We start from the raw sequence: 18,330 nt of genomic DNA on the forward strand, positions 1-18,330 counted from the left end.
TCCATGTTAAATATCCAAAATCAAATGTTACAGCCACATTATGATGTGGTGATTATTGGTGGTGGTCAAGCAGGTTTATCTATCAGCCATTATTTGCAAAAAGCAGGCATTGACCATGTGGTATTGGAAAAAGAATCCGAGTTAACCCATAGCTGGCGCCGTAAACGTTGGGATAATTTTACCTTGGTGACACCGAACTGGCAGTGTCTATTACCTGAACATCCTTATCAGGGAAAAGATCCTGACGGCTTTATGACTAAGCCTGAGATTGTGGAGTATCTTGACGAATTTATTGAAAAAATTAACCCTCCCGCCATTTTAAATATTCAGGTAGAACAGGTGAAAAAAGTGGCGGCACATGAGTTTGTCATTAAAACCAATCACGGTACCACTACAGCCAAACAGCTTGTCGTTGCCGCAGGTGGGTATCACACTCCGATTTATCCAAAACTAAGCGATGCCTTGCCTAAGCATGTGAAAGTGATGCATTCGGAAGAGTATTTAAATGCAGATCAACTGCCTGAAGGAGCGGTGTTGGTGGTCGGGTCAGGGCAATCCGGTGCACAGATTGCCGAAGATTTACATCTGGCAGGCAAAAAAGTCTATTTATCGACGGGCAATGCACCACGTTGCGCTCGCTTCTATCGCGGTAAAGATGTGGTGAAATGGCTGTTTGATATGGATTATTACGAAACTACTGTCAACAATCATCGTTATAGTGAAGAAGTACGTAACAGTACCAACCACTATGTCACAGGGCGTGATGGTGGGCGTGATATTGACCTGCGTAAATTTGCCTTAGAAGGTATGCAACTGTTCGGACATTTTGATGACTTTAAAGAGGGTCAATTCCGGTTTAGACCAGATTTATCAGAAAACCTGAACCGTGCCGATGACACTTATAATCGCATTAATGCCTCGATTGATGAGTATTTAGAGAGAAACAGTATTGCAACCGATGAACCTGCATCGGTGTATCAACCTGTTTGGCAGCCTGAGCAGGAAATCACACACATTGATTTAGCAAAAGAAAATATTACTTCCGTGATTTGGTCTATTGGTTTTAGACCAGATTATTCATGGCTTAATTTAGATATTTTTCAAGCCAATGGTTATCCAAAACATGACCGAGGTATTACCATCGATCCGAATGTCACATTTATTGGTTTGCCATGGTTATATACATGGGGTTCTGGACGTTTTCTGGGGATTAATCAGGATGCCGCCTATGTGGTACAGCATATTGAGCAACAAATAAGTCAGCAAAATATACCTATATTGCCTACTTTAATTAAAGGTGCTAAATCTGAAATCAAAGATAAGCGAATATCTCAAATGTGAGATTCCTAATTTCACCTGACAGAATATTTTTAAGCTCTTATTTTTTCAATAAGAGTCTCATAAGGCATTTTACTTTTCAAATCACCATGTGGTTTGTAGTTGTTGTAAAATGCCTCCCATTCAACCAATTTAAATAGTGAATTTTAAACCGATAATACTTATAAGGGAGTTTTTTTAGATATTCTTGAAATAGGCGTTATTGTAAATATTTTACGGATAATGGCAGGTTTCAGTTTTCTTTTTAACGAATTTTACGTTTCATAAAATACAGTTTCATTCTTAGCAATGAAATAGTGAAAAAAACCAAATGCCAAATAAAAAACCAGTATTTTGTCAACAAGTGTGGTTTTAAAATCTAGAAAAAAATCAAGCATATCATTAATCAAAATCAGTGTTGCAAAAACGGGGATGACCATAGATTTTATGCTCTCGAGCAGGAGGCCGTTCAGTATCATCGCGTTGTGCAGCTGGCCACCCTTGACCTGAATTTCCAGAGCCCGGATACCTTCAGCCAGTGGAATAAGAGGCATCCGGACCTGAAAGAGACGGACTGGCTGACGATGTTCTGGCAATGGCAGTCCCGTTTTCCTTCTCTGGCCGAGCTGGACTGGTTGCGTTATGGCGGCAAATCATTATTCACCATTGTGTTGAACTTGGCGGCGATTGTTCGGGATACACCCGAGGTTATCCGGGCCCGTGAACGTCTCTATGTACCAAACAAACTGGGGAATATCAGATAAGTCATGTTTGAAAGTAATCATTGTTGATTGCTTTGTTTTGATGGAATAAAATCATCGTATATGATTACAAGGATGCTGATATGAAATTTACCGTAACGGTAATTGGCGCCGCCCGTAAGGAGTTAGGGAAACTTCCTGTAAGGTTACAGGTCGCGCTTGTTGATGCAATGGAAGAACTCGAAAATTCAGGGCCGGAGCTCAGGGAACCAAGAGTGAGGGATGTAGGCAATGGACTGAAAGAGTTGAGAGTAAGTGCCCGTGAAGGTATTGCGCGTGGATTTTTCTTCTTTCATACGGGCAGACAAATTTTTGTAGTACATGTTCTGCAGAAAAAGACCCAGAAGACACCTAAAACGTCACTGGAACTGTCCCGGGAACGAATGAAAGTGGTAAAGAGGATGCTGGAATGAAAATGAACAGAGATGATTACGATTTCGTTACGCTGTCTGATGTTAAGGCTGAGCTCCTGGCAACAACTGAAGGGCTGGAGGCATGGGATGATCTTCAGGCTCGCAAGGCTCTTGTCCAGCAACTCAAACTGGCGCGCAAAGCCTGCAAAATGACTCAGGAAGATGTTGCCTGTCGGATGGGAACCCAGAAACAGAATATCAGCCGACTGGAAAGAGGAGAGGTTGATCCTCAGTTGGGAACACTCAATCGCTATGCTGCTATTTTAGGCGGACGATTTGTTTTTCAGGCCGGTTGAATTCACTCACATGCTGGTAAGAGCAACCTGGTAGTTGCTCTCAGACTGCTGACAAACCTCCCTGAAAATCACGAGGCGTGTTTCTTTCATGATGAAGGATCATGCCACCCATTTTCTCATTTATCCGGTTTTATCACCCGGCAGGGGAGTATTTTGGCTCCTGCTGCATTGACTCTACTCGCCCTCCAGAGATAAAAATAACATAGCATTGCGACCAGCAAGGCTATCTTCTTGATATTTTGGGCCGTTGCCGCCAAAAGACACTTATTTGCACTTTCAGCAACCCCCGAAAACGGGCATAATGGTGCCCATGATGCTGCTTCGCATCCGCAAAACTGCGTTCTATCGTCTCCTTTCGCCGTTTGTAGGTTTTTTTACCCCACAGCGTTAGCCGGTTTTCCCTGGCCTGCTCTTTACTGTCCTCCCAGACATGACGGGTGATCGTTTTGCCCCCTTTGGCCTGCGTACAGGACGCGCGTTTCGGGCAATACTCGCAGATATCCATCGCAGCTTGATAATGCCGGTATCCCTCCCGGCCGGTCGTTTTATAAATCAACTTTTCTCCCTGGGGACACACATAGCAGTCCTGCTGGAGAGCATCCCGTTTGCAAGACAAAAATATGAAATTATATTAAAACATTTAATAGGGTTAACCTCATGACGGAAAAAGAACAATAATGTTTAACAGGATTAAAACCATAATGATTAGATTTAATAAACAAAATTTAAAGCATTTTTTCATTTCCACACTTATATTCATTCCCGTCTTGTCAGGTTAAATCAGATTTTGGGGCTTCGTTCTGTTACTCAGTTTTAAGCATTATAGAAATCCGAGCTTTTAAAAGGGTTAAGTCTATCGTGTTATCCCATCAGGGATGATTTGAGCCATTATGATGCAGGAATAAAACGGCTGACACATTGCGCTTATCCAGCATTTTGCTATTATGCAACCGATGTGGCTTTTTTTTACACAATGATGTTATACTCAAATTGAAAACTCCATCCGTTAAATACCGATGTAACGATTTTTGATTTTAAGAATATTAAAGGAAACTTCACGATGACATATAAAAGATACAGGCCCTCTTGGGAAGGCTATATGGGGGATTTTCTAACAGGTAATGTTGGGATTAATCACTTAAAACCCCAATATCAGTTCTTTGATGCTATTGGTCTTGATAAACAGTTAAACGAGAATACAACGTATATTGCACTGCTATCCTTAGAGGAGGCGAAAAATGTTTTAGAGGATATTGATTCTCCAAAACCAAAAAGCCCATTTATGAGGAAAATGTTTTCGGTTGCCGATCCCATATCACCCTATGCAGGTAATATACGTGACGCTTTTGACTTTACAAATGTAGTCGGAGAATTTAAAAGGCTAGGGATTAAAGCCACAGAGTATGTTGGTAAAAATGGGCAAAGATATATTAAAATCTCAGGTCATGCGGGGCTTAGAAAAATCATCACCGCTTCAAGATACAGCGCTTCTAACATGAAGATGATATCTATGGGGATAGGGCAGCAGGGAATAAATAGTGGCATAGTTAAGGGAATTAAATTCAATATATTATTTGCCTCAGCTTATCGAGCGGTTGAATACATCTTTAAGGATGAATACACACTGGCTGATTTCTTAGGCAATATTGCAGTAGATCTGGCTAAGGCGGCAGTAGGGGCTTTTGCTTCCTGGGTTGTAGGAACTGTCCTTTCAGTTTTCTTTGTAACAGGTGGTAGTGTAATTGCTGTGGCTGGTATTATGCTTGCTATAGGTGTTGCAACGGTATCTATACTTAATTCATTAGATAAAAAATTTAAAATCAGTGAAACTGTGATTAATTTGATCAAAAAAGAAATGGAGAGAAAACCAAGAACACCAGAAGCTAATTTCAATCAATTTCTTCATAACTGGGGGAATCATGGTAAATAAAAAAAAGATTATACATATTATCGGTGCTTTTGCTATTTTTATTTTAGCGCTATCAGGTTTCTTTTTAACTGGAGAAAATTTAATTTCTTTAATTAAAATGGATGAGAAAATAACATTCTCAGGTCATGTTTTCATAATATTCTTTTCTTTTCCTCTACTTTCATATAGCATGATTTTTGTTATTTTCTTTAATATAACTGGCCGTTGCCCAAAATATCACGATAATTTTATTAACTGTTTTGGGATGATAACTGTCATCTCATTTTTTTCGAGTTTTCCCCTATCTTTTTATGTGGATTATAAATTAAAAAGCGAGAATTATTTGGTATGTGAAAGAATATCCTGGATGTCACCTAACACCTATGTAAAAGATATTAAGTTATGTGATTAATATTATTGTATTTAATTTATTAATAGCTGGGTGAATTATGGTAAATAAAAAAGATTATACATATCATCGGTTCTTTTTCTTTTCTTTTCTTATTTTAACGTTATTTACTTTCTTTTCGACCGGAGAAAATTTATTTTCCTTAATTAGAATGGAAGATAAAATAATATACTCAGGTCATGTTTTTATACTATTTTTTTCTTTTCCTCTGCTTTCGTATTTTATGATTTTTATTATTTTATTTAATATAACTGGCTGTTGCCAAAAATATCACGATAATTTTATTAACTATTTTGGAATGATAACTGTCATCTCATTTTTTTCGAGTTTCCCCCTATCTTTTCATGTGGATTATAAATTAAAAAGCGAGAATTATTTGGTATGTGAAAGAATATCCTGGATGTCACCTAATACCTATTTAAAAGATATTAAGCTATGTGATTAATATTAGGTAGATTCACATAATAAGTGCAACATCGTTAATCTGGAAGTAAACATGTTCGTATTCCCTTAAATAATTCATTCGGTGTTTTCCCACCCCGATGATTATCGTCGATGCTAAGAACGACATAGCCAAAAAACTGTATATGAATGTAGGATTTGAGGAGTTTCCTCAGACAAAGAGTAAACTGTTCATGCCTATGACTGTTGCAATAGAAATGATAAAAAGGGTAGATGCGATGTAACATGTCGCTACTTTTCAAATCATTTTCGTGCCTTGTTAACGCTTAAATATCCATTCAATCCACTTTTTATATCCATCTCCCCCCCAAATACTAAAAGTTCGCTCTGCTCTCAATTAGCATTCAGGAAGGAGAATTCCGCCGATTTATTAAACTCAGATAATCCGATGCTTCTCTAACTGAACCTGCCGGGCTGCTTCACGCGCCATTCGTTTCCTACGGGCATCACAAGGTTCTGGGCAATCACATACTTTCTCAACGCCAATACTGCTTAAACCACCACAGCTCCCTTGTATGCTCTTACGTTTAATCATGTAACCTAACGACATTCCCGCAAAAACCAGCAGGAAAAAGATGAAAGTTGCAATAAATACGGTCAACACGCCCTTCTCCCCCTCTCATTGATTTTTCTGTAAGTACGGCTCAAAAGCTTTACTGTAACGCTCTTCAAAACCATTTTTTGTTTTTACAATCATAAAAACCGGGATATTCAAGCTTTCTGCAACTTTCAATCCTTTTTCCGGCCCTAACACATTTAACCCGGTAGAAAGCCCATCAGCACTCATGCAAACTGGCGCAACTACAGTAATAGAGACCAGATTATGCGAAATAGGAGCACCTGTTTTTGGATCAATCGTGTGTGAATAGCGCACACCATCTTGTTCAAAATAGTTACGGTAATCGCCAGAAGTGGCAATCGACATATTTCCAGGTGTTATCACTTCCTGAGCACTTTGTTCCATTCCGGTATCAGAAGGCTTTTCAATCGCAATCCGCCATGGCAGATCTTTACCATTATGGCCTGATGTACGAACTTCACCACCAATATCAACCATATAACCGTTGATATTCTGCGATTCCAGATATTCAGCAACAACATCTACACCATAACCTTTAGCAATAGATGACAAATCGACATACAGCTCCGGCACTGTTTTAATCAGATTATTGCCTTCCACCGCCAGTTTCTCAATCCCCGTCAATTCTCGACGTTTTTCCAGTTCACTTTCAGAAGGCGTTTTCGTCACACGGCCTTCAGGGCCAAAACCCCATAAATTAACCAACGGCCCCACCGTTATATCCAATGCACCATCCGTTAATCTATTAATATGGATCGCCTCTTTGACCACTTTTGCTGTCGCCGGCGATACAGGGAATGGCTTATTAATTTCACGACTTTGATTAAAACGACTCAATTCAGAATCAGGGCGATAAGTTGACATCTGGTCGTTAACCTCTTCCAGCAGACGATCAATCTCTTTTTGCAAAATTTCTGGCGAGGGAGCCGACGAGCCAGTGACAAATTTAATGGAGTAATAAGTCCCCATCGTTTGCCCATGAATATTTTGCTGCTCCTGGCCATCACATGCAACCAACAGCAGCACTGCAAACATTAACGCTATCCAGCTACTTATCTTTTTACGCACAATTCATTACCCTTTCTGAACCACCAGCGCCCACAAATTGTGGGCACCAGCATTAAATCAAACCGTTTATGGCCTATCAGCCACCGAAATCATCCAGCATGATGTTTTCATCCTCAACACCAAGATCTTTTAACATCTTGATCACTGCGGCATTCATTACCGGAGGTCCACACATGTAGAATTCGCAATCTTCAGGAGCCGGATGGTCCTTCAAATAGTTTTCAAACAAAACATTGTGGATAAAGCCGGTGTAACCATCCCAGTCGTCTTCAGGCAATGCATCAGATAGAGCCACATTCCAGGTAAAGTTTTCATTTTCAGCCGCCAGCTGATCGAAATCCTCGGTATAGAACATTTCACGTTTAGAACGAGCGCCATACCAAAAGCTGATCTTACGTTTTGAATTCAATCGATTAAGCTGATCAAAAATATGAGAGCGCATGGGTGCCATACCCGCACCACCACCGATGAAAATCATTTCCGCATCAGTCTCTTTTGCGAAAAATTCACCGAATGGACCAGAAATAGTCACTTTATCACCGGATTTCAGTGACCAGATATAAGAAGACATCATTCCCGGCGGCGCTTCCGAATCCCTTGGCGGCGGCGTCGCAATCCGAACGTTAAGCATGATAATGCCGTGTTCTTCTGGGTAGTTTGCCATGGAGTAAGCACGAATCGTCGGTTCTTTCACCTCAGAGACAAAACGGAACAAGTTAAATTTATCCCAGTCTTCGCGGTACTCTTCCGGCACGTCATAATCTGCGTAGCGAGCCGTATGTGGTTGAGCCTCAATCTGAATATAGCCACCAGCACGGAAAGGCACGACTTCCCCATCAGGGATTTTCAGTTTTAGCTCTTTGATGAAAGTGGCCTTGTTATCGTTGGAGATAACTTCGCACTCCCATTTCTTAACACCAAATATCTCTTCCGGTAATTTGATTTTCAGGTCCTGTTTTACATTAACCTGACAAGCCAGACGGCAACCCTCTTTCGCTTCACGCTTACTAATGTGGGAAAGCTCTGTTGGCAGAATATCACCACCACCATCTTTAATCTTTACACGGCACTGACCACAAGAGCCACCGCCACCACAGGCAGAAGAGACAAAAATGCCCTGGCTTGATAACATATTCAGCAACTTATCACCGGCAGGAGCGGTAAAGCTCTTTTCCGGATCACCGTTAACTTCAACTTTAATATTCCCGGTGTTAACTAACTTTGATTTTGCGAACAAAATCAGGGCCGTTAGTACCAACACAATCAGGGTAAACATCACTACGCCTAAAATTATTATATCCATGAACGCTTCTCGCCTTTATAACTGCACACCAGAGAAGGACATAAAACCCAATGCCATCAAACCCGTGGTGACAAAGGTGATCCCCAATCCTTTCAGACCTGCCGGAACATCAGCATATTTCATTTTTTCACGGATAGAAGCTAGCAAAACAATTGCCAGCATCCAGCCTATACCTGAACCAAAGCCATACACGATGGATTCAGAAAAGTTATAGTCACGCTGCGCCATGAAAGAAACACCACCAAAAATCGCACAGTTAACCGTAATCAGTGGCAAAAAGATGCCGAGCGCGTTATAGAGTGAAGGGAAATAACGATCAAGGATCATTTCAAGAATCTGCACTAATGCAGCAATCACGCCAATAAACGTAATAAAGTTCAGGAAGCTGAGATCAACCCCTTCAACCAATGCACCGTCACGCAAGACAAAGTTATAAACGAGGTTATTGGCAGGAACAGAGATCCCGAGAACTACCGTTACTGCAATGCCTAAACCAAACGCTGTCGTGACATTTTTCGATACGGCCAAAAAAGTGCACATACCGAGGAAGAAAGCCAACGCCATATTCTCAATAAAGACGGCACGGACAAACAGGCTTATAAAATGTTCCATGTTGTCAGTTACTCCTTCTCAGCCTGCGCCGGTTTCAAAGTCCTCAGACCCCAAATCAGCATACCAATAATGAAAAACGCGCTAGGTGCTAACAGGAACAAGCCATTAGGCTGATACCAGCCACCATTCTGTACGGATTCCATCACGGTAATACCGAACAATTTGCCGGAGCCAAACAACTCACGCAGAAAACCAACCAGTACCAGAATAACGCCATACCCCAAGCCATTACCGATACCATCCATAAAGCTCTCAATAGGTGGAGACTTCATAGCATAAGCTTCTGCACGCCCCATCACGATACAGTTAGTAATGATAAGACCAACAAATACAGACAGTTGCTTGGAAATTTCATACGCATAGGCCTGCAAAATCTGATCTACTACGATAACCAATGATGCAATAATCGCCATCTGTACAATGATTCGTACACTACCGGGGATGTAATGACGGATCAATGAGATAAAAAAGCTGGAAAATGCGGTAACCAACGTCACGGCGATTGTCATCACCAACGCAGTTTCCAGTTTGGTTGTTACCGCCAGCGCGGAACAGATCCCCAGAACCTGCAATGCAATCGGGTTGTTATCCAATAGTGGTCCGAGAAGGACGCGTTTTATTTCTTTACTATCAGCCATCTTTCAACGCTCCTTCGCGTACTTTTTTCAGGAACGGACCAAAACCGTTATCCCCTAACCAGAAATTAAACATATTCTGCACACCAGCAGAGGTCAGAGTCGCACCGGATAGGCCATCAACACCATAAGGATTATCAGCAGCAGCACCGCCACGGACAATTTTGATCGCCGGATGGCCTTCATCGTTATACAGTTTTTTACCTATCCACTTTTTACGCCATTGTGGATTATCGACCTCACCCCCCAACCCCGGGGTTTCTCCATGTGAATAATAGGTAATCCCGCGGGCAGTTTTGCCATCCACATCAACAGAGATAAAGGCATACATAACAGACCACAGACCAGAACCATAAACCGGCAGAACGATTTCACTGGTTTTACCCTGTTCATCCTTCACCAGATAGATCTCCGCCATATTGGCGCGACGGCGGATTTTCGCCAGATCCTTCTCAGGAGGTAATGCGATACTGGTATCATCACTACGCAACGCATCATTCAGGTTAAACTTGCTATGATTCTTTTCAAGCGTTGCCGTATCCAGATTCAGTAGTTCAGTTTTAATACGGCTTTTGAACGTTTCTTTAAGCTCATCAATACTCATTTTAGGGGTTAATAACCCGGCGACATCGAGAATGTTACGCTGTTTATCCAGCAGTTTTTGTTCCTGTTGCTGAGATTTCAGCCCTACCGCAGAACCTGCTACAACAATTGAACAAACGAGACATAGCACAAAAACAACGATAAACGTTCTGCCGATGCTGTCATTATTTTTTGGTTTATCATTAGCCACGGGCTTTTCTCCGCTTAATATTGGCCTGTACTACCAGATAATCAAACAATGGCGCAAACAGGTTGGCGAACAGAATCGCCAGCATCATGCCTTCCGGGTATGCCGGGTTAACGACCCTGATCAGAACACACATCACACCGATCAGAATGCCGTACCACCATTTACCTTTATCAGTAAATGAGGCGGATACCGGATCTGTTGCCATAAAAATCATACCAAAAGCGAAACCACCCAGAACCATGTGCCAGTACCACGGCATAGCAAACAGCGGGTTAGTGTCTGAACCGATAGCATTAAACAAGTAGGAGGTTGCCACCATACCCAACATGACACCAGCGACAATGCGCCATGCAGCAATGCGGGTAAACAGAATGATCGCACCGCCAATGAAAATCATCAGCGTAGAGACTTCACCAATAGAACCCGGAAGATTGCCAATAAAAGCATCCATCCAGGTAACAGGCTGACCGGTAACTGTATTGACTAATCCCTGACTACCACCGGCAGCCCACTGAGACAACGGAGTCGCACCGGAGAAACCATCAGCCGCCGTCCATACCAAGTCACCTGAAATCTGTGCAGGATAAGCAAAGAACAGAAATGCACGGCCGGCCAGTGCCGGGTTCAGGAAATTACGACCGGTACCGCCGAAGACCTCTTTCGCAATCACAACACCGAATGTAATACCCAACGCTGCCTGCCACAGGGGAATCGTTGGCGGAACAATCAACGCAAACAGAATAGAGGTAACGAAGAATCCCTCGTTAATTTCATGTTTACGGATAACGGCAAACAGGACTTCCCAGAAGCCGCCAACAGCGAATACAACAGCGTAAACAGGTAAGAAGTAGGTTGCACCAAGCAACATTTTGCTGCCCCAACCCGCATCTGGTGTCAGTGATGCGCCAAAGAACTGAGCAACACGATAGTGCCAGTCAGATGCCAGCAGCTGTTGCAGTTCTGCGCCACTGTATAAATGATACAGTGCAGGGATCGCCTGTTGACCAACGTTATACATTCCCCAGAACATTGCCGGGAATACCGCCAGCCATACCGTGATCATCATACGTTTTAGATCGATAGCGTCACGGACATGGGCACGGCCAGAAGTGACTGTGCCTGATGTATAGAAAATCGTCGTTACCGCTTCATACAGCGGGTAATACTTTTCTAATTTTCCCCCGGGCTCAAAGTGGTGCTCAATTTTTTCAAAAAAGTTTTTCAGGCCCATGGATCATCCTTCCTGCTCAATCTTAGTCAGCACTTCACGCAATACCGGACCATATTCATATTTGCCGGGACAGACATAGGTACAAAGTGCCAGGTCTTCCTCATCCAACTCCAGACAACCCAGTGCCTGAGCACTATCGGTATCACCTGCAAGCAGATCCCGCAGCAAATGCGTTGCCATAATATCCAAAGGCATAACACGCTCGTAGTTACCGATTGGCACCATAGAGCGCTCACCGCCATTCATTGTGGTTGAAAAAGCAAAACGCTTATTTTTCAGGAAATGACCAATAGTGGTACGGGTAACAGAAAACTTATCGGCACCCGGCATGATCCAACCAAACAGCTCTTTTTCACGGCCTTCACGTAAAACAGAAACTAAAGTGTGGAAACGGCCGAGATAGTGACGAACTTCATCTGACTGGGTACCACATAATACAGAACCTGAAATAATACGGTTTTCACCCACTTTCAATTGATCCTGAGTCAACTCAAGCAGGTCTGCCCCCAGGCAGGTACGCATAAGACGCGGTTTCTCAACTTGTGGTCCTGCCAGTGCAATAACGCGGTCAGTATAAAGTGTGCCGGTAGTGAATAACTTACCGATAGCAATCACATCCTGATATCCCAAGTACCATACCGTTTTAGTCGCGCTGACGGGTTCAATAAAGTGGATGTGAGTTCCAGCAAGCCCCGCAGGATGTGGACCAGAGAACTGATTATAAGTGATTTGTGCATTATTACCGGCATTCGGCAAGCTTCCTGCACCGTGGCAAACATGAACTTTACCTTCGGTTAATCTGGTCAGCACATTCAGACCATCAACGAAAGCCTGTTCTTCGGTAGCGATAACCACCTGTGGATTTGCAGCCAAGGGCTGGGTATCCATTGCTGTTACAAAAATTGCTTTCGGCGAAGAACCGGGAGCAGGGCTTTGACTGTACGGGCGGGTACGCAGTGCAGTCCATAATCCGGAATCAATCAGATTCTTTTCTGCTTGTTCCCGGGATAACTGAACAAGTTGGCAACGATCATAACGGTCAAAATCAACCTGATCGTCTCCCGTTATTTCAATCACGATTGACTGAAAAACACGTCGCTCACCACGATTGATCGCAACTACCTGCCCACAGGCCGGACTGGTGAAAACTACCCCTGGATTCTTTTTATCTTCAAAAAGAATCTGGCCTTTCTTAACATGCTCACCTTCCTTAACCAACATAGAAGGACGCATTCCAACATACTCATCACCCAGCAGTGCTACATGGCGAATTGTCGGACCGTCTTCTACCACTTGAGCAGGCGCTCCTGCAATCGGGAGGTCGAGTCCTTTTTTAATTTTAATCATAAGATTTGCACAAGTTTATCAATTAAATCATATGCTACAGATTACCTGGTGGTAACATAGCCACTCTATAAAAAACCCCTTAAGTCACGGATCGTGCCCAGGTTATAATTCTCCAATAATTGTTACGATTTTCTTTTAATCTCAAGGCGGTAATTTTAACATCTCCCTTCTTCGACTGTCGGACTAATCAAGTGATTTAGTTCAAGCAAACAGGAATAACTTTGGCCCTAACCCATTAACAGATCGCAAAAAACGAACTATTGTATCACCTTTCCCGACGGCTGATTATTTTTTGATCTCATGATCACTTTGCAGGATAAAGCCATCGTTATTATTTTTTATTCACAAAGTCGATCACTCATGGCAATCTTAAGCTAAATTCCAGGTTAGCCCACGACATCTCTATACGGTAGTCACATGAAAAAAACTGCTATATTTGCTGTAATAACATTGTTGTCTTTTAGTTCACTCCTACCTGTCTACGCTCAGGATACTTTAGTTAAATTTAAGCCAAGCTCCCCCACGCCACCCGGCTCTCCCCTCTTTATCCAAATATTCAAAGAAGAGCGGATACTGGAGCTTTACACTAAAAATAATCATGGAAACTACCAACTGGCTAAAAGCTACCCCATTTGCAATTACTCTGGTGGCCTCGGCCCCAAAACCACAGAAGGTGATTTGAAAAGCCCAGAAGGTTTTTATCGTGTGAAAACCCGTCAGCTCAATCCAAATAGTCGGTATTACCGATCTATTAATCTCGGTTTTCCAAATGAATACGATAAATCCAGAGGCTATTCCGGCAACCATTTAATGATCCACGGCGAGTGTAAATCTGTCGGTTGTTACGCGATGACTAACGGTTACATGGATGAGATCTACCATTATGCAGAAAATGCATTATTGCGCGGACAGTATGAAATTGATATCAGCATTTACCCATTCAGAATGACACCGCAGAATATGTTACGCCACCGCTCATCCTCCCATTATCTGTTTTGGTTGCAATTACAACCGGCCTATGAATATTTTGTCAAAAATAACCGACCAGCAGCAATTAGCGTTATTAATGGTCAATATACGGTTAACGCAACACCTTATAAATCGCCACCTTTGCAGAATCAATCACAATATGCGCTCACCAAGATGAAATAGCGCATAATCACCCGGCGCGATCCGGTTCCAGGACTCATTGCCGGTTAAAGGCTGAGTGACAATGACAGAAACGACATCATCTGGCTGAGTGTGCTGCTGGAAATCAATTTCAACATCCTGATCGAGAAGTTTTGCTTTTCCAAACGGTGCCCGACGGGTAATCCAATAAAGGTTGGTTGAACAATATGCCATCACAAAACACCCGTCTGACAGCAACATATTGAATACCCCCTTTTTCCTGAGTTCATCCGCCAGTGAGGCAATAAAACGAAAAACCGCAGGCCAGTTAGAGGGCGTCCTTGGATATTTTTGTGAAAGTTGATGTAAAATCCAGCAAAAAGCATGTTCACTGTCAGTTTGCCCGACTGGGCGATATTGACCGGTTTTAAGCCACCGATAACCCTTAAGTTGCCCATTATGGGCATAGGTCCAATTGCGCCCCCACATCTCACGGATAAAAGGGTGGGTATTTTCCAACGCAACATTACCCCGATTAGCCTGCCGGATATGCGAGATCACCACTCTGGATTTAATCGGATACTCTTGTACAAAACGGGCAACGGGTGAATGGTAACCTGGTTGATGATCTTTAAATGTGCGACAGCCCCGCCCCTCATAAAAAGTGATCCCCCAACCATCTTTATGGGGTCCGGTATGACCGCCACGCTGAATCAGACCACGTAAACTAAAGCAGATATCTGTTGGCACATTTGCACTCATGCCAAGTAACTCACACATTGCCCACCTCTGTAGCCTGTAAAATCAAGCTCTAACCATCTCTTTTTCAATAAGTTGAATCAGGATATGAATCACTTTGATATGAATTTCCTGAATACGATCTGCATAGCCAAAATGCGGCACACGAATTTCCACATCCGCCGTTCCTGCCATTTTACCGCCATCTTTGCCTGTCAGCGTAATCACTTTCATGCCTTTTAAACGGGCAGCTTCAACTGCTTTGATAATATTGCCGGAATTACCGGAAGTGGAGATACCCAGCAAGACATCCCCTGCTTGCCCGACCGCTTCCACATAACGGGAAAAAACGAATTCATAACCAAAATCATTACTGACGCAGGAAAGATGGCTGACATCAGAAATCGCAATCGCCGGATAGCCTGGACGGTTTTCGCGATAACGGCCTGTCAATTCTTCCGCGAAATGCATCGCATCACAGTGCGAACCGCCATTACCACAGGACAATACCTTACCACCCGCTTTAAATGAATCAGCCAGTAATACCGCTGCTTTCTGAATCGCTTCAATATTTGCATCGTGACTTAAAAACTTTGCCAGCGTATCCGCGGCTTCACTCAATTCACTACGGATCAGATCTTGATACATAGGCTCCTCACTTCAGTCAGGTAATCTTTAATGTTATGCCGGATGGCAGTTTACCGGATCAAGGGCCTTGAAAGAAGACAACATCACATTTCTGGGAAATTAATCCGCTTCCGATTACCACGAGTTTGTGAGCTGCATTGTAATTAAGATGTAAATATATTGCTAAAAACAGCTTCCTGGTCTAAAAAGAGAAGAAGAACACAACAGGTCAGACCTCTGATGACTTACCCTGAGATTAACCAGGAGCTTTTATTATGACCACATTGAGTATCATTCTATTCTTAGTATTGCTTGGGATACTTTGTTATCACAAAGTCAATCTCAGCCTCAGCAGCCTACTGCTCCTTGTCTATACCGTCTTGATGGGCGCTATTGATGCATGGAGCTACTGGATGTTGCTACCCATGGCCATCATTCTGTTCACGCTGAATTTTTCGCCAATTCGTCATTCCTTGCTCACCGTTCCGGCATTAAAAGCCTTCCGTAAAGTGATGCCAAGTCTGTCCCGCACGGAAAAAGAAGCCCTTGATGCCGGTACTACCTGGTGGGAAGGTGATCTGTTCCGGGGCAAACCTGACTGGAAAAAATTGCATGACTATCCAAAGCCTCAGTTAACCGCTGAAGAACAAGCGTTTTTGGATGGACCGGTAGAAGAAGCCTGCCGCATGACCAATGATTTCCAGATAAGCCATGAACTTGCTGATTTACCACCTGAGTTATGGAACTACCTGAAAGAACACCGCTTCTTTGCCATGATTATTAAAAAAGAGTATGGCGGTCTGGAATTCTCAGCCTATGCACAAGCACGGGTATTGCAAAAACTGGCAGGTACTTCCGGCATTCTGGCCATCACCGTAGGTGTACCTAACTCGCTTGGCCCAGGTGAATTACTACAACATTATGGCACCGATGAGCAAAAAAACCGTTATTTACCCGGACTGGCCCGTGGTGAAGAGATCCCATGTTTCGCATTGACCAGCCCGGAAGCCGGTTCAGATGCCGGCGCTATCCCGGATACAGGCGTGGTTTGTATGGGAGAATGGCAAGGCGAACAAATTCTGGGTATGCGTCTGACCTGGAACAAGCGTTACATCACCCTTGCCCCTATCGCCACCGTACTTGGTCTGGCTTTCAAACTCTCTGACCCTGACCATTTACTGGGCGATACAAAAGAGTTGGGTATCACCTGTGCCTTGATCCCGACAAATGTACCGGGAGTAGAAATTGGTCATCGCCATTTCCCACTGAACATCCCATTCCAAAATGGTCCGACTCGCGGTAAAGATATTTTTGTGCCAATCGACTACATCATTGGTGGACCGAAAATGGCCGGGCAAGGCTGGCGTATGCTGGTTGAATGTCTGTCTGTTGGCCGTGGTATCACCCTGCCGTCAAACGCAACGGGTGGTTTGAAAAGTGTTGCCATGGCGATTGGCGCATACGCTTATATTCGCCGTCAGTTCAAAATGCCAATTGGTAAAATGGAAGGGATTGAAGAGCCACTGGCACGTATTGCCGGTAACGCTTACCTGATGGACGCCGCTTCAACGCTTGCTACAACAGGTATCATGCTGGGCGAGAAACCCTCCGTATTATCGGCTATTGTGAAATATCATTGTACTCACAGAGGCCAGCGTTCAGTTATTGACGCAATGGATATTGCCGGTGGTAAAGGTGTTTGCCTTGGCCCATCCAACTTCGTTGCCCGCGCTTATCAGGGCGCACCTATCGCCATTACCGTTGAAGGCGCTAATATTCTGACTCGCAACATGATTATTTATGGTCAGGGAGCTATTCGCTGTCATCCTTATGTACTTGATGAAATGGCCGCGGTTGAAAATAACCGTATTAAAGATTTTGATAAGGCATTGTTTAGCCACCTCGGTCACGTTGCCAGTAACCTGTTACGCAGCTTCTGGCTTGGTCTGACCAATGGCCGCACCAGCAGCACGCCGGTTAATGATGCAACCCGCCGTTATTATCAACAATTAAACCGTCAGAGTGCCAACCTGGCTCTGTTATCAGATGTGGCAATGGGGGTATTAGGTGGCAGCCTGAAACGCCGTGAACGTGTCTCTGCCCGTCTTGGCGACGTTCTGAGTCAAACCTATTTGGCTTCAGCAACCTTAAAACGTTATGAAGATGAAGGTCGTCAGAAAGAAGATTTACCACTGGTACATTGGGCCGTTCAGGATAGCCTGCATCAAGCAGAACAGGCGATAGACAACTTACTGCGTAACTTCCCGAACCGTCTGGTTGCAGGTCTGATGCGTGCTATTGTCTTCCCATTAGGACGTGTGCATTCAGCGCCATCTGACCATTTAGATCACAAACTGGCACAGCTCTTACAACAGCCTTCCGCTACCCGTGATCGCATCGGCCGTGGTCAGTTCCTGACACCGAGCGAACATAACCCTCACGGATTATTGGAAGAAGCTCTGCACGATATTATTGCCGCAGAACCGATCCACGCCCGTCTAAGCCGCGAAGCGGGTAAACGTCTTGGCTTTACTGGCCTGGATAAACTGGCAGAACAGGCACTGGCAGAATGTAAGATTACGCCAGAAGAGGCTGAAATTCTGAAGCGTGCCGAAGCAAACCGTTTACGTTCTATTAATGTCGATGAGTTTGAACCAGAAGCATTGGCGGTTCCTGTTCAGGACAAAAAACCAAAAACGAAAGCGGCCTGATACTGACA

20 protein-coding genes and 1 pseudogene are annotated in these 18,330 nt (G+C 43.6%); 9 read left to right on the top strand and 12 right to left on the bottom strand.

Going from position 1 to position 18,330, the window contains the following annotated elements; genetic code table 11:
• The first annotated feature begins 3 nt into the window (after positions 1–3).
• Complete coding sequence (locus ACGF63_RS08030) at positions 4–1,341, top strand: MSMEG_0569 family flavin-dependent oxidoreductase (protein WP_387629990.1); 1,338 nt, start codon at positions 4–6, stop codon at positions 1,339–1,341.
• Positions 1,342–1,592: 251 nt separating this feature from the next.
• Here the strand turns inward: ACGF63_RS08030 and ACGF63_RS08035 are convergent, their stop codons facing one another.
• Positions 1,593–1,913, bottom strand: a complete 321-nt coding sequence (locus ACGF63_RS08035) for a hypothetical protein (protein ID WP_162524246.1) — start codon at positions 1,911–1,913, stop codon at positions 1,593–1,595.
• Here ACGF63_RS08035 and ACGF63_RS08040 point away from each other — a divergent pair.
• From ACGF63_RS08040 to ACGF63_RS08050, 3 genes are all read left to right on the top strand, one after another.
• Complete coding sequence (locus tag ACGF63_RS08040; protein WP_152963921.1) at positions 1,803–2,081, top strand: plasmid SOS inhibition protein A; 279 nt, start codon at positions 1,803–1,805, stop codon at positions 2,079–2,081. The two genes, ACGF63_RS08035 and ACGF63_RS08040, sit on opposite strands and share 111 nt — an antisense overlap.
• A gap of 80 nt (positions 2,082–2,161) precedes the next feature.
• Positions 2,162–2,491: a type II toxin-antitoxin system RelE/ParE family toxin gene (locus tag ACGF63_RS08045; protein WP_152963920.1), complete on the top strand. Its 330-nt coding sequence runs from the start codon at positions 2,162–2,164 to the stop codon at positions 2,489–2,491.
• 2 nt (positions 2,492–2,493) lie between these two features.
• A complete protein-coding gene (locus tag ACGF63_RS08050; protein ID WP_118986868.1) occupies positions 2,494–2,787 on the top strand; it encodes a helix-turn-helix domain-containing protein in 294 nt (97 codons plus the stop codon).
• A 116-nt stretch (positions 2,788–2,903) separates the two neighbouring features.
• Here the strand turns inward: ACGF63_RS08050 and ACGF63_RS08055 are convergent.
• Positions 2,904–3,376, bottom strand: a pseudogene (locus ACGF63_RS08055) (transposase); the annotation flags it as partial.
• A gap of 471 nt (positions 3,377–3,847) precedes the next feature.
• Between ACGF63_RS08055 and ACGF63_RS08060 the strand changes: the two are divergent.
• The 3 genes from ACGF63_RS08060 (at position 3,848) to ACGF63_RS08070 (ending at position 5,550) form a co-directional block, all read left to right on the top strand.
• Entirely contained in the window at positions 3,848–4,717 is an 870-nt protein-coding gene (locus tag ACGF63_RS08060; RefSeq protein ID WP_152963919.1) for a hypothetical protein, read from the top strand.
• Positions 4,707–5,108 (top strand): DUF1240 domain-containing protein, encoded by a 402-nt coding sequence (locus ACGF63_RS08065; RefSeq protein ID WP_152963918.1) that lies wholly within the window; start codon positions 4,707–4,709, stop codon positions 5,106–5,108. Before ACGF63_RS08060 ends, ACGF63_RS08065 begins: the two co-directional genes overlap by 11 nt.
• Positions 5,109–5,256: 148 nt before the next feature.
• On the top strand, positions 5,257–5,550 hold the full coding sequence (locus tag ACGF63_RS08070) for a DUF1240 domain-containing protein (protein ID WP_387630091.1): 294 nt from the start codon (positions 5,257–5,259) through the stop codon (positions 5,548–5,550).
• A gap of 393 nt (positions 5,551–5,943) precedes the next feature.
• Here the strand turns inward: ACGF63_RS08070 and nqrM are convergent, their stop codons facing one another.
• The 8 genes from nqrM to ACGF63_RS08110 all read right to left on the bottom strand — a co-directional run bounded on the left by nqrM (position 5,944) and on the right by ACGF63_RS08110 (position 13,136).
• On the bottom strand, positions 5,944–6,171 hold the full coding sequence (nqrM, locus tag ACGF63_RS08075) for a (Na+)-NQR maturation NqrM (RefSeq protein WP_118986848.1): 228 nt from the start codon (positions 6,169–6,171) through the stop codon (positions 5,944–5,946).
• Positions 6,172–6,186: 15 nt separating this feature from the next.
• Complete coding sequence (locus ACGF63_RS08080; protein WP_387630093.1) at positions 6,187–7,182, bottom strand: FAD:protein FMN transferase; 996 nt, start codon at positions 7,180–7,182, stop codon at positions 6,187–6,189.
• A 109-nt stretch (positions 7,183–7,291) separates the two neighbouring features.
• The gene (gene nqrF, locus ACGF63_RS08085) at positions 7,292–8,518 is read right to left on the bottom strand and encodes an NADH:ubiquinone reductase (Na(+)-transporting) subunit F (RefSeq protein ID WP_036850041.1); all 1,227 of its coding nucleotides are present in this window, start codon (positions 8,516–8,518) and stop codon (positions 7,292–7,294) included.
• 15 nt (positions 8,519–8,533) lie between these two features.
• Positions 8,534–9,130 carry an NADH:ubiquinone reductase (Na(+)-transporting) subunit E gene (nqrE, locus tag ACGF63_RS08090; RefSeq protein WP_021322987.1) on the bottom strand — a complete coding sequence of 199 codons (597 nt, stop codon included), beginning with the start codon at positions 9,128–9,130 and terminating at the stop codon, positions 8,534–8,536.
• Positions 9,131–9,138: 8 nt separating this feature from the next.
• A complete protein-coding gene (locus ACGF63_RS08095) occupies positions 9,139–9,768 on the bottom strand; it encodes an NADH:ubiquinone reductase (Na(+)-transporting) subunit D (RefSeq protein WP_021322988.1) in 630 nt (209 codons plus the stop codon).
• On the bottom strand, positions 9,761–10,558 hold the full coding sequence (locus ACGF63_RS08100; protein ID WP_387629996.1) for a Na(+)-translocating NADH-quinone reductase subunit C: 798 nt from the start codon (positions 10,556–10,558) through the stop codon (positions 9,761–9,763). The genes ACGF63_RS08095 and ACGF63_RS08100 overlap by 8 nt, the downstream gene beginning before the upstream one ends.
• A complete protein-coding gene (locus tag ACGF63_RS08105) occupies positions 10,551–11,789 on the bottom strand; it encodes an NADH:ubiquinone reductase (Na(+)-transporting) subunit B (RefSeq protein WP_152963916.1) in 1,239 nt (412 codons plus the stop codon). The genes ACGF63_RS08100 and ACGF63_RS08105 overlap by 8 nt, the downstream gene beginning before the upstream one ends.
• Before the next feature lie 3 nt (positions 11,790–11,792).
• The gene (locus tag ACGF63_RS08110; RefSeq protein ID WP_152963915.1) at positions 11,793–13,136 is read right to left on the bottom strand and encodes a Na(+)-translocating NADH-quinone reductase subunit A; all 1,344 of its coding nucleotides are present in this window, start codon (positions 13,134–13,136) and stop codon (positions 11,793–11,795) included.
• Between the two features lie 417 nt (positions 13,137–13,553).
• Between ACGF63_RS08110 and ACGF63_RS08115 the strand changes: the two genes are divergently transcribed.
• Positions 13,554–14,288: a murein L,D-transpeptidase family protein gene (locus tag ACGF63_RS08115; protein ID WP_152963914.1), complete on the top strand. Its 735-nt coding sequence runs from the start codon at positions 13,554–13,556 to the stop codon at positions 14,286–14,288.
• On the opposite strand, the gene ACGF63_RS08120 is transcribed toward ACGF63_RS08115, so the two are convergent.
• A complete protein-coding gene (locus tag ACGF63_RS08120; protein WP_036850026.1) occupies positions 14,259–15,026 on the bottom strand; it encodes a class II glutamine amidotransferase in 768 nt (255 codons plus the stop codon). The genes ACGF63_RS08115 and ACGF63_RS08120 overlap by 30 nt on opposite strands.
• Before the next feature lie 24 nt (positions 15,027–15,050).
• Positions 15,051–15,632: a D-sedoheptulose 7-phosphate isomerase gene (gene lpcA / locus ACGF63_RS08125; protein ID WP_132355687.1), complete on the bottom strand. Its 582-nt coding sequence runs from the start codon at positions 15,630–15,632 to the stop codon at positions 15,051–15,053.
• Between the two features lie 254 nt (positions 15,633–15,886).
• On the opposite strand from lpcA, the gene fadE reads away from it, so the two are divergent.
• A complete protein-coding gene (fadE, locus tag ACGF63_RS08130; protein WP_152963913.1) occupies positions 15,887–18,322 on the top strand; it encodes an acyl-CoA dehydrogenase FadE in 2,436 nt (811 codons plus the stop codon).
• Positions 18,323–18,330 lie beyond the last annotated feature (8 nt).

Source organism: Photorhabdus sp. RM322S (assembly GCF_042879395.1).
GTDB classification, from domain to species: domain Bacteria; phylum Pseudomonadota; class Gammaproteobacteria; order Enterobacterales; family Enterobacteriaceae; genus Photorhabdus; species Photorhabdus khanii.

What these genes read in the sequence shown, in the direction of transcription:
- ACGF63_RS08030 (WP_387629990.1), top strand. Translation starts at nt 4, where the DNA reads ATGTTAAATATCCAAAATCAAATGTTACAGCCACATTATGATGTGGTG.
- ACGF63_RS08045 (WP_152963920.1), top strand. Translation starts at nt 2,162, where the DNA reads ATGAAATTTACCGTAACGGTAATTGGCGCCGCCCGTAAGGAGTTAGGG.
- ACGF63_RS08050 (WP_118986868.1), top strand. Translation starts at nt 2,494, where the DNA reads ATGAACAGAGATGATTACGATTTCGTTACGCTGTCTGATGTTAAGGCT.
- ACGF63_RS08060 (WP_152963919.1), top strand. Translation starts at nt 3,848, where the DNA reads ATGACATATAAAAGATACAGGCCCTCTTGGGAAGGCTATATGGGGGAT.
- ACGF63_RS08065 (WP_152963918.1), top strand. Translation starts at nt 4,707, where the DNA reads ATGGTAAATAAAAAAAAGATTATACATATTATCGGTGCTTTTGCTATT.
- ACGF63_RS08070 (WP_387630091.1), top strand. Translation starts at nt 5,257, where the DNA reads ATGGAAGATAAAATAATATACTCAGGTCATGTTTTTATACTATTTTTT.
- ACGF63_RS08080 (WP_387630093.1), bottom strand. Translation starts at nt 7,182, where the DNA reads ATGTTTGCAGTGCTGCTGTTGGTTGCATGTGATGGCCAGGAGCAGCAA.
- nqrF (WP_036850041.1), bottom strand. Translation starts at nt 8,518, where the DNA reads ATGGATATAATAATTTTAGGCGTAGTGATGTTTACCCTGATTGTGTTG.
- nqrE (WP_021322987.1), bottom strand. Translation starts at nt 9,130, where the DNA reads ATGGAACATTTTATAAGCCTGTTTGTCCGTGCCGTCTTTATTGAGAAT.
- ACGF63_RS08095 (WP_021322988.1), bottom strand. Translation starts at nt 9,768, where the DNA reads ATGGCTGATAGTAAAGAAATAAAACGCGTCCTTCTCGGACCACTATTG.
- ACGF63_RS08105 (WP_152963916.1), bottom strand. Translation starts at nt 11,789, where the DNA reads ATGGGCCTGAAAAACTTTTTTGAAAAAATTGAGCACCACTTTGAGCCC.
- ACGF63_RS08110 (WP_152963915.1), bottom strand. Translation starts at nt 13,136, where the DNA reads ATGATTAAAATTAAAAAAGGACTCGACCTCCCGATTGCAGGAGCGCCT.
- ACGF63_RS08115 (WP_152963914.1), top strand. Translation starts at nt 13,554, where the DNA reads ATGAAAAAAACTGCTATATTTGCTGTAATAACATTGTTGTCTTTTAGT.
- ACGF63_RS08120 (WP_036850026.1), bottom strand. Translation starts at nt 15,026, where the DNA reads ATGTGTGAGTTACTTGGCATGAGTGCAAATGTGCCAACAGATATCTGC.
- lpcA (WP_132355687.1), bottom strand. Translation starts at nt 15,632, where the DNA reads ATGTATCAAGATCTGATCCGTAGTGAATTGAGTGAAGCCGCGGATACG.
- fadE (WP_152963913.1), top strand. Translation starts at nt 15,887, where the DNA reads ATGACCACATTGAGTATCATTCTATTCTTAGTATTGCTTGGGATACTT.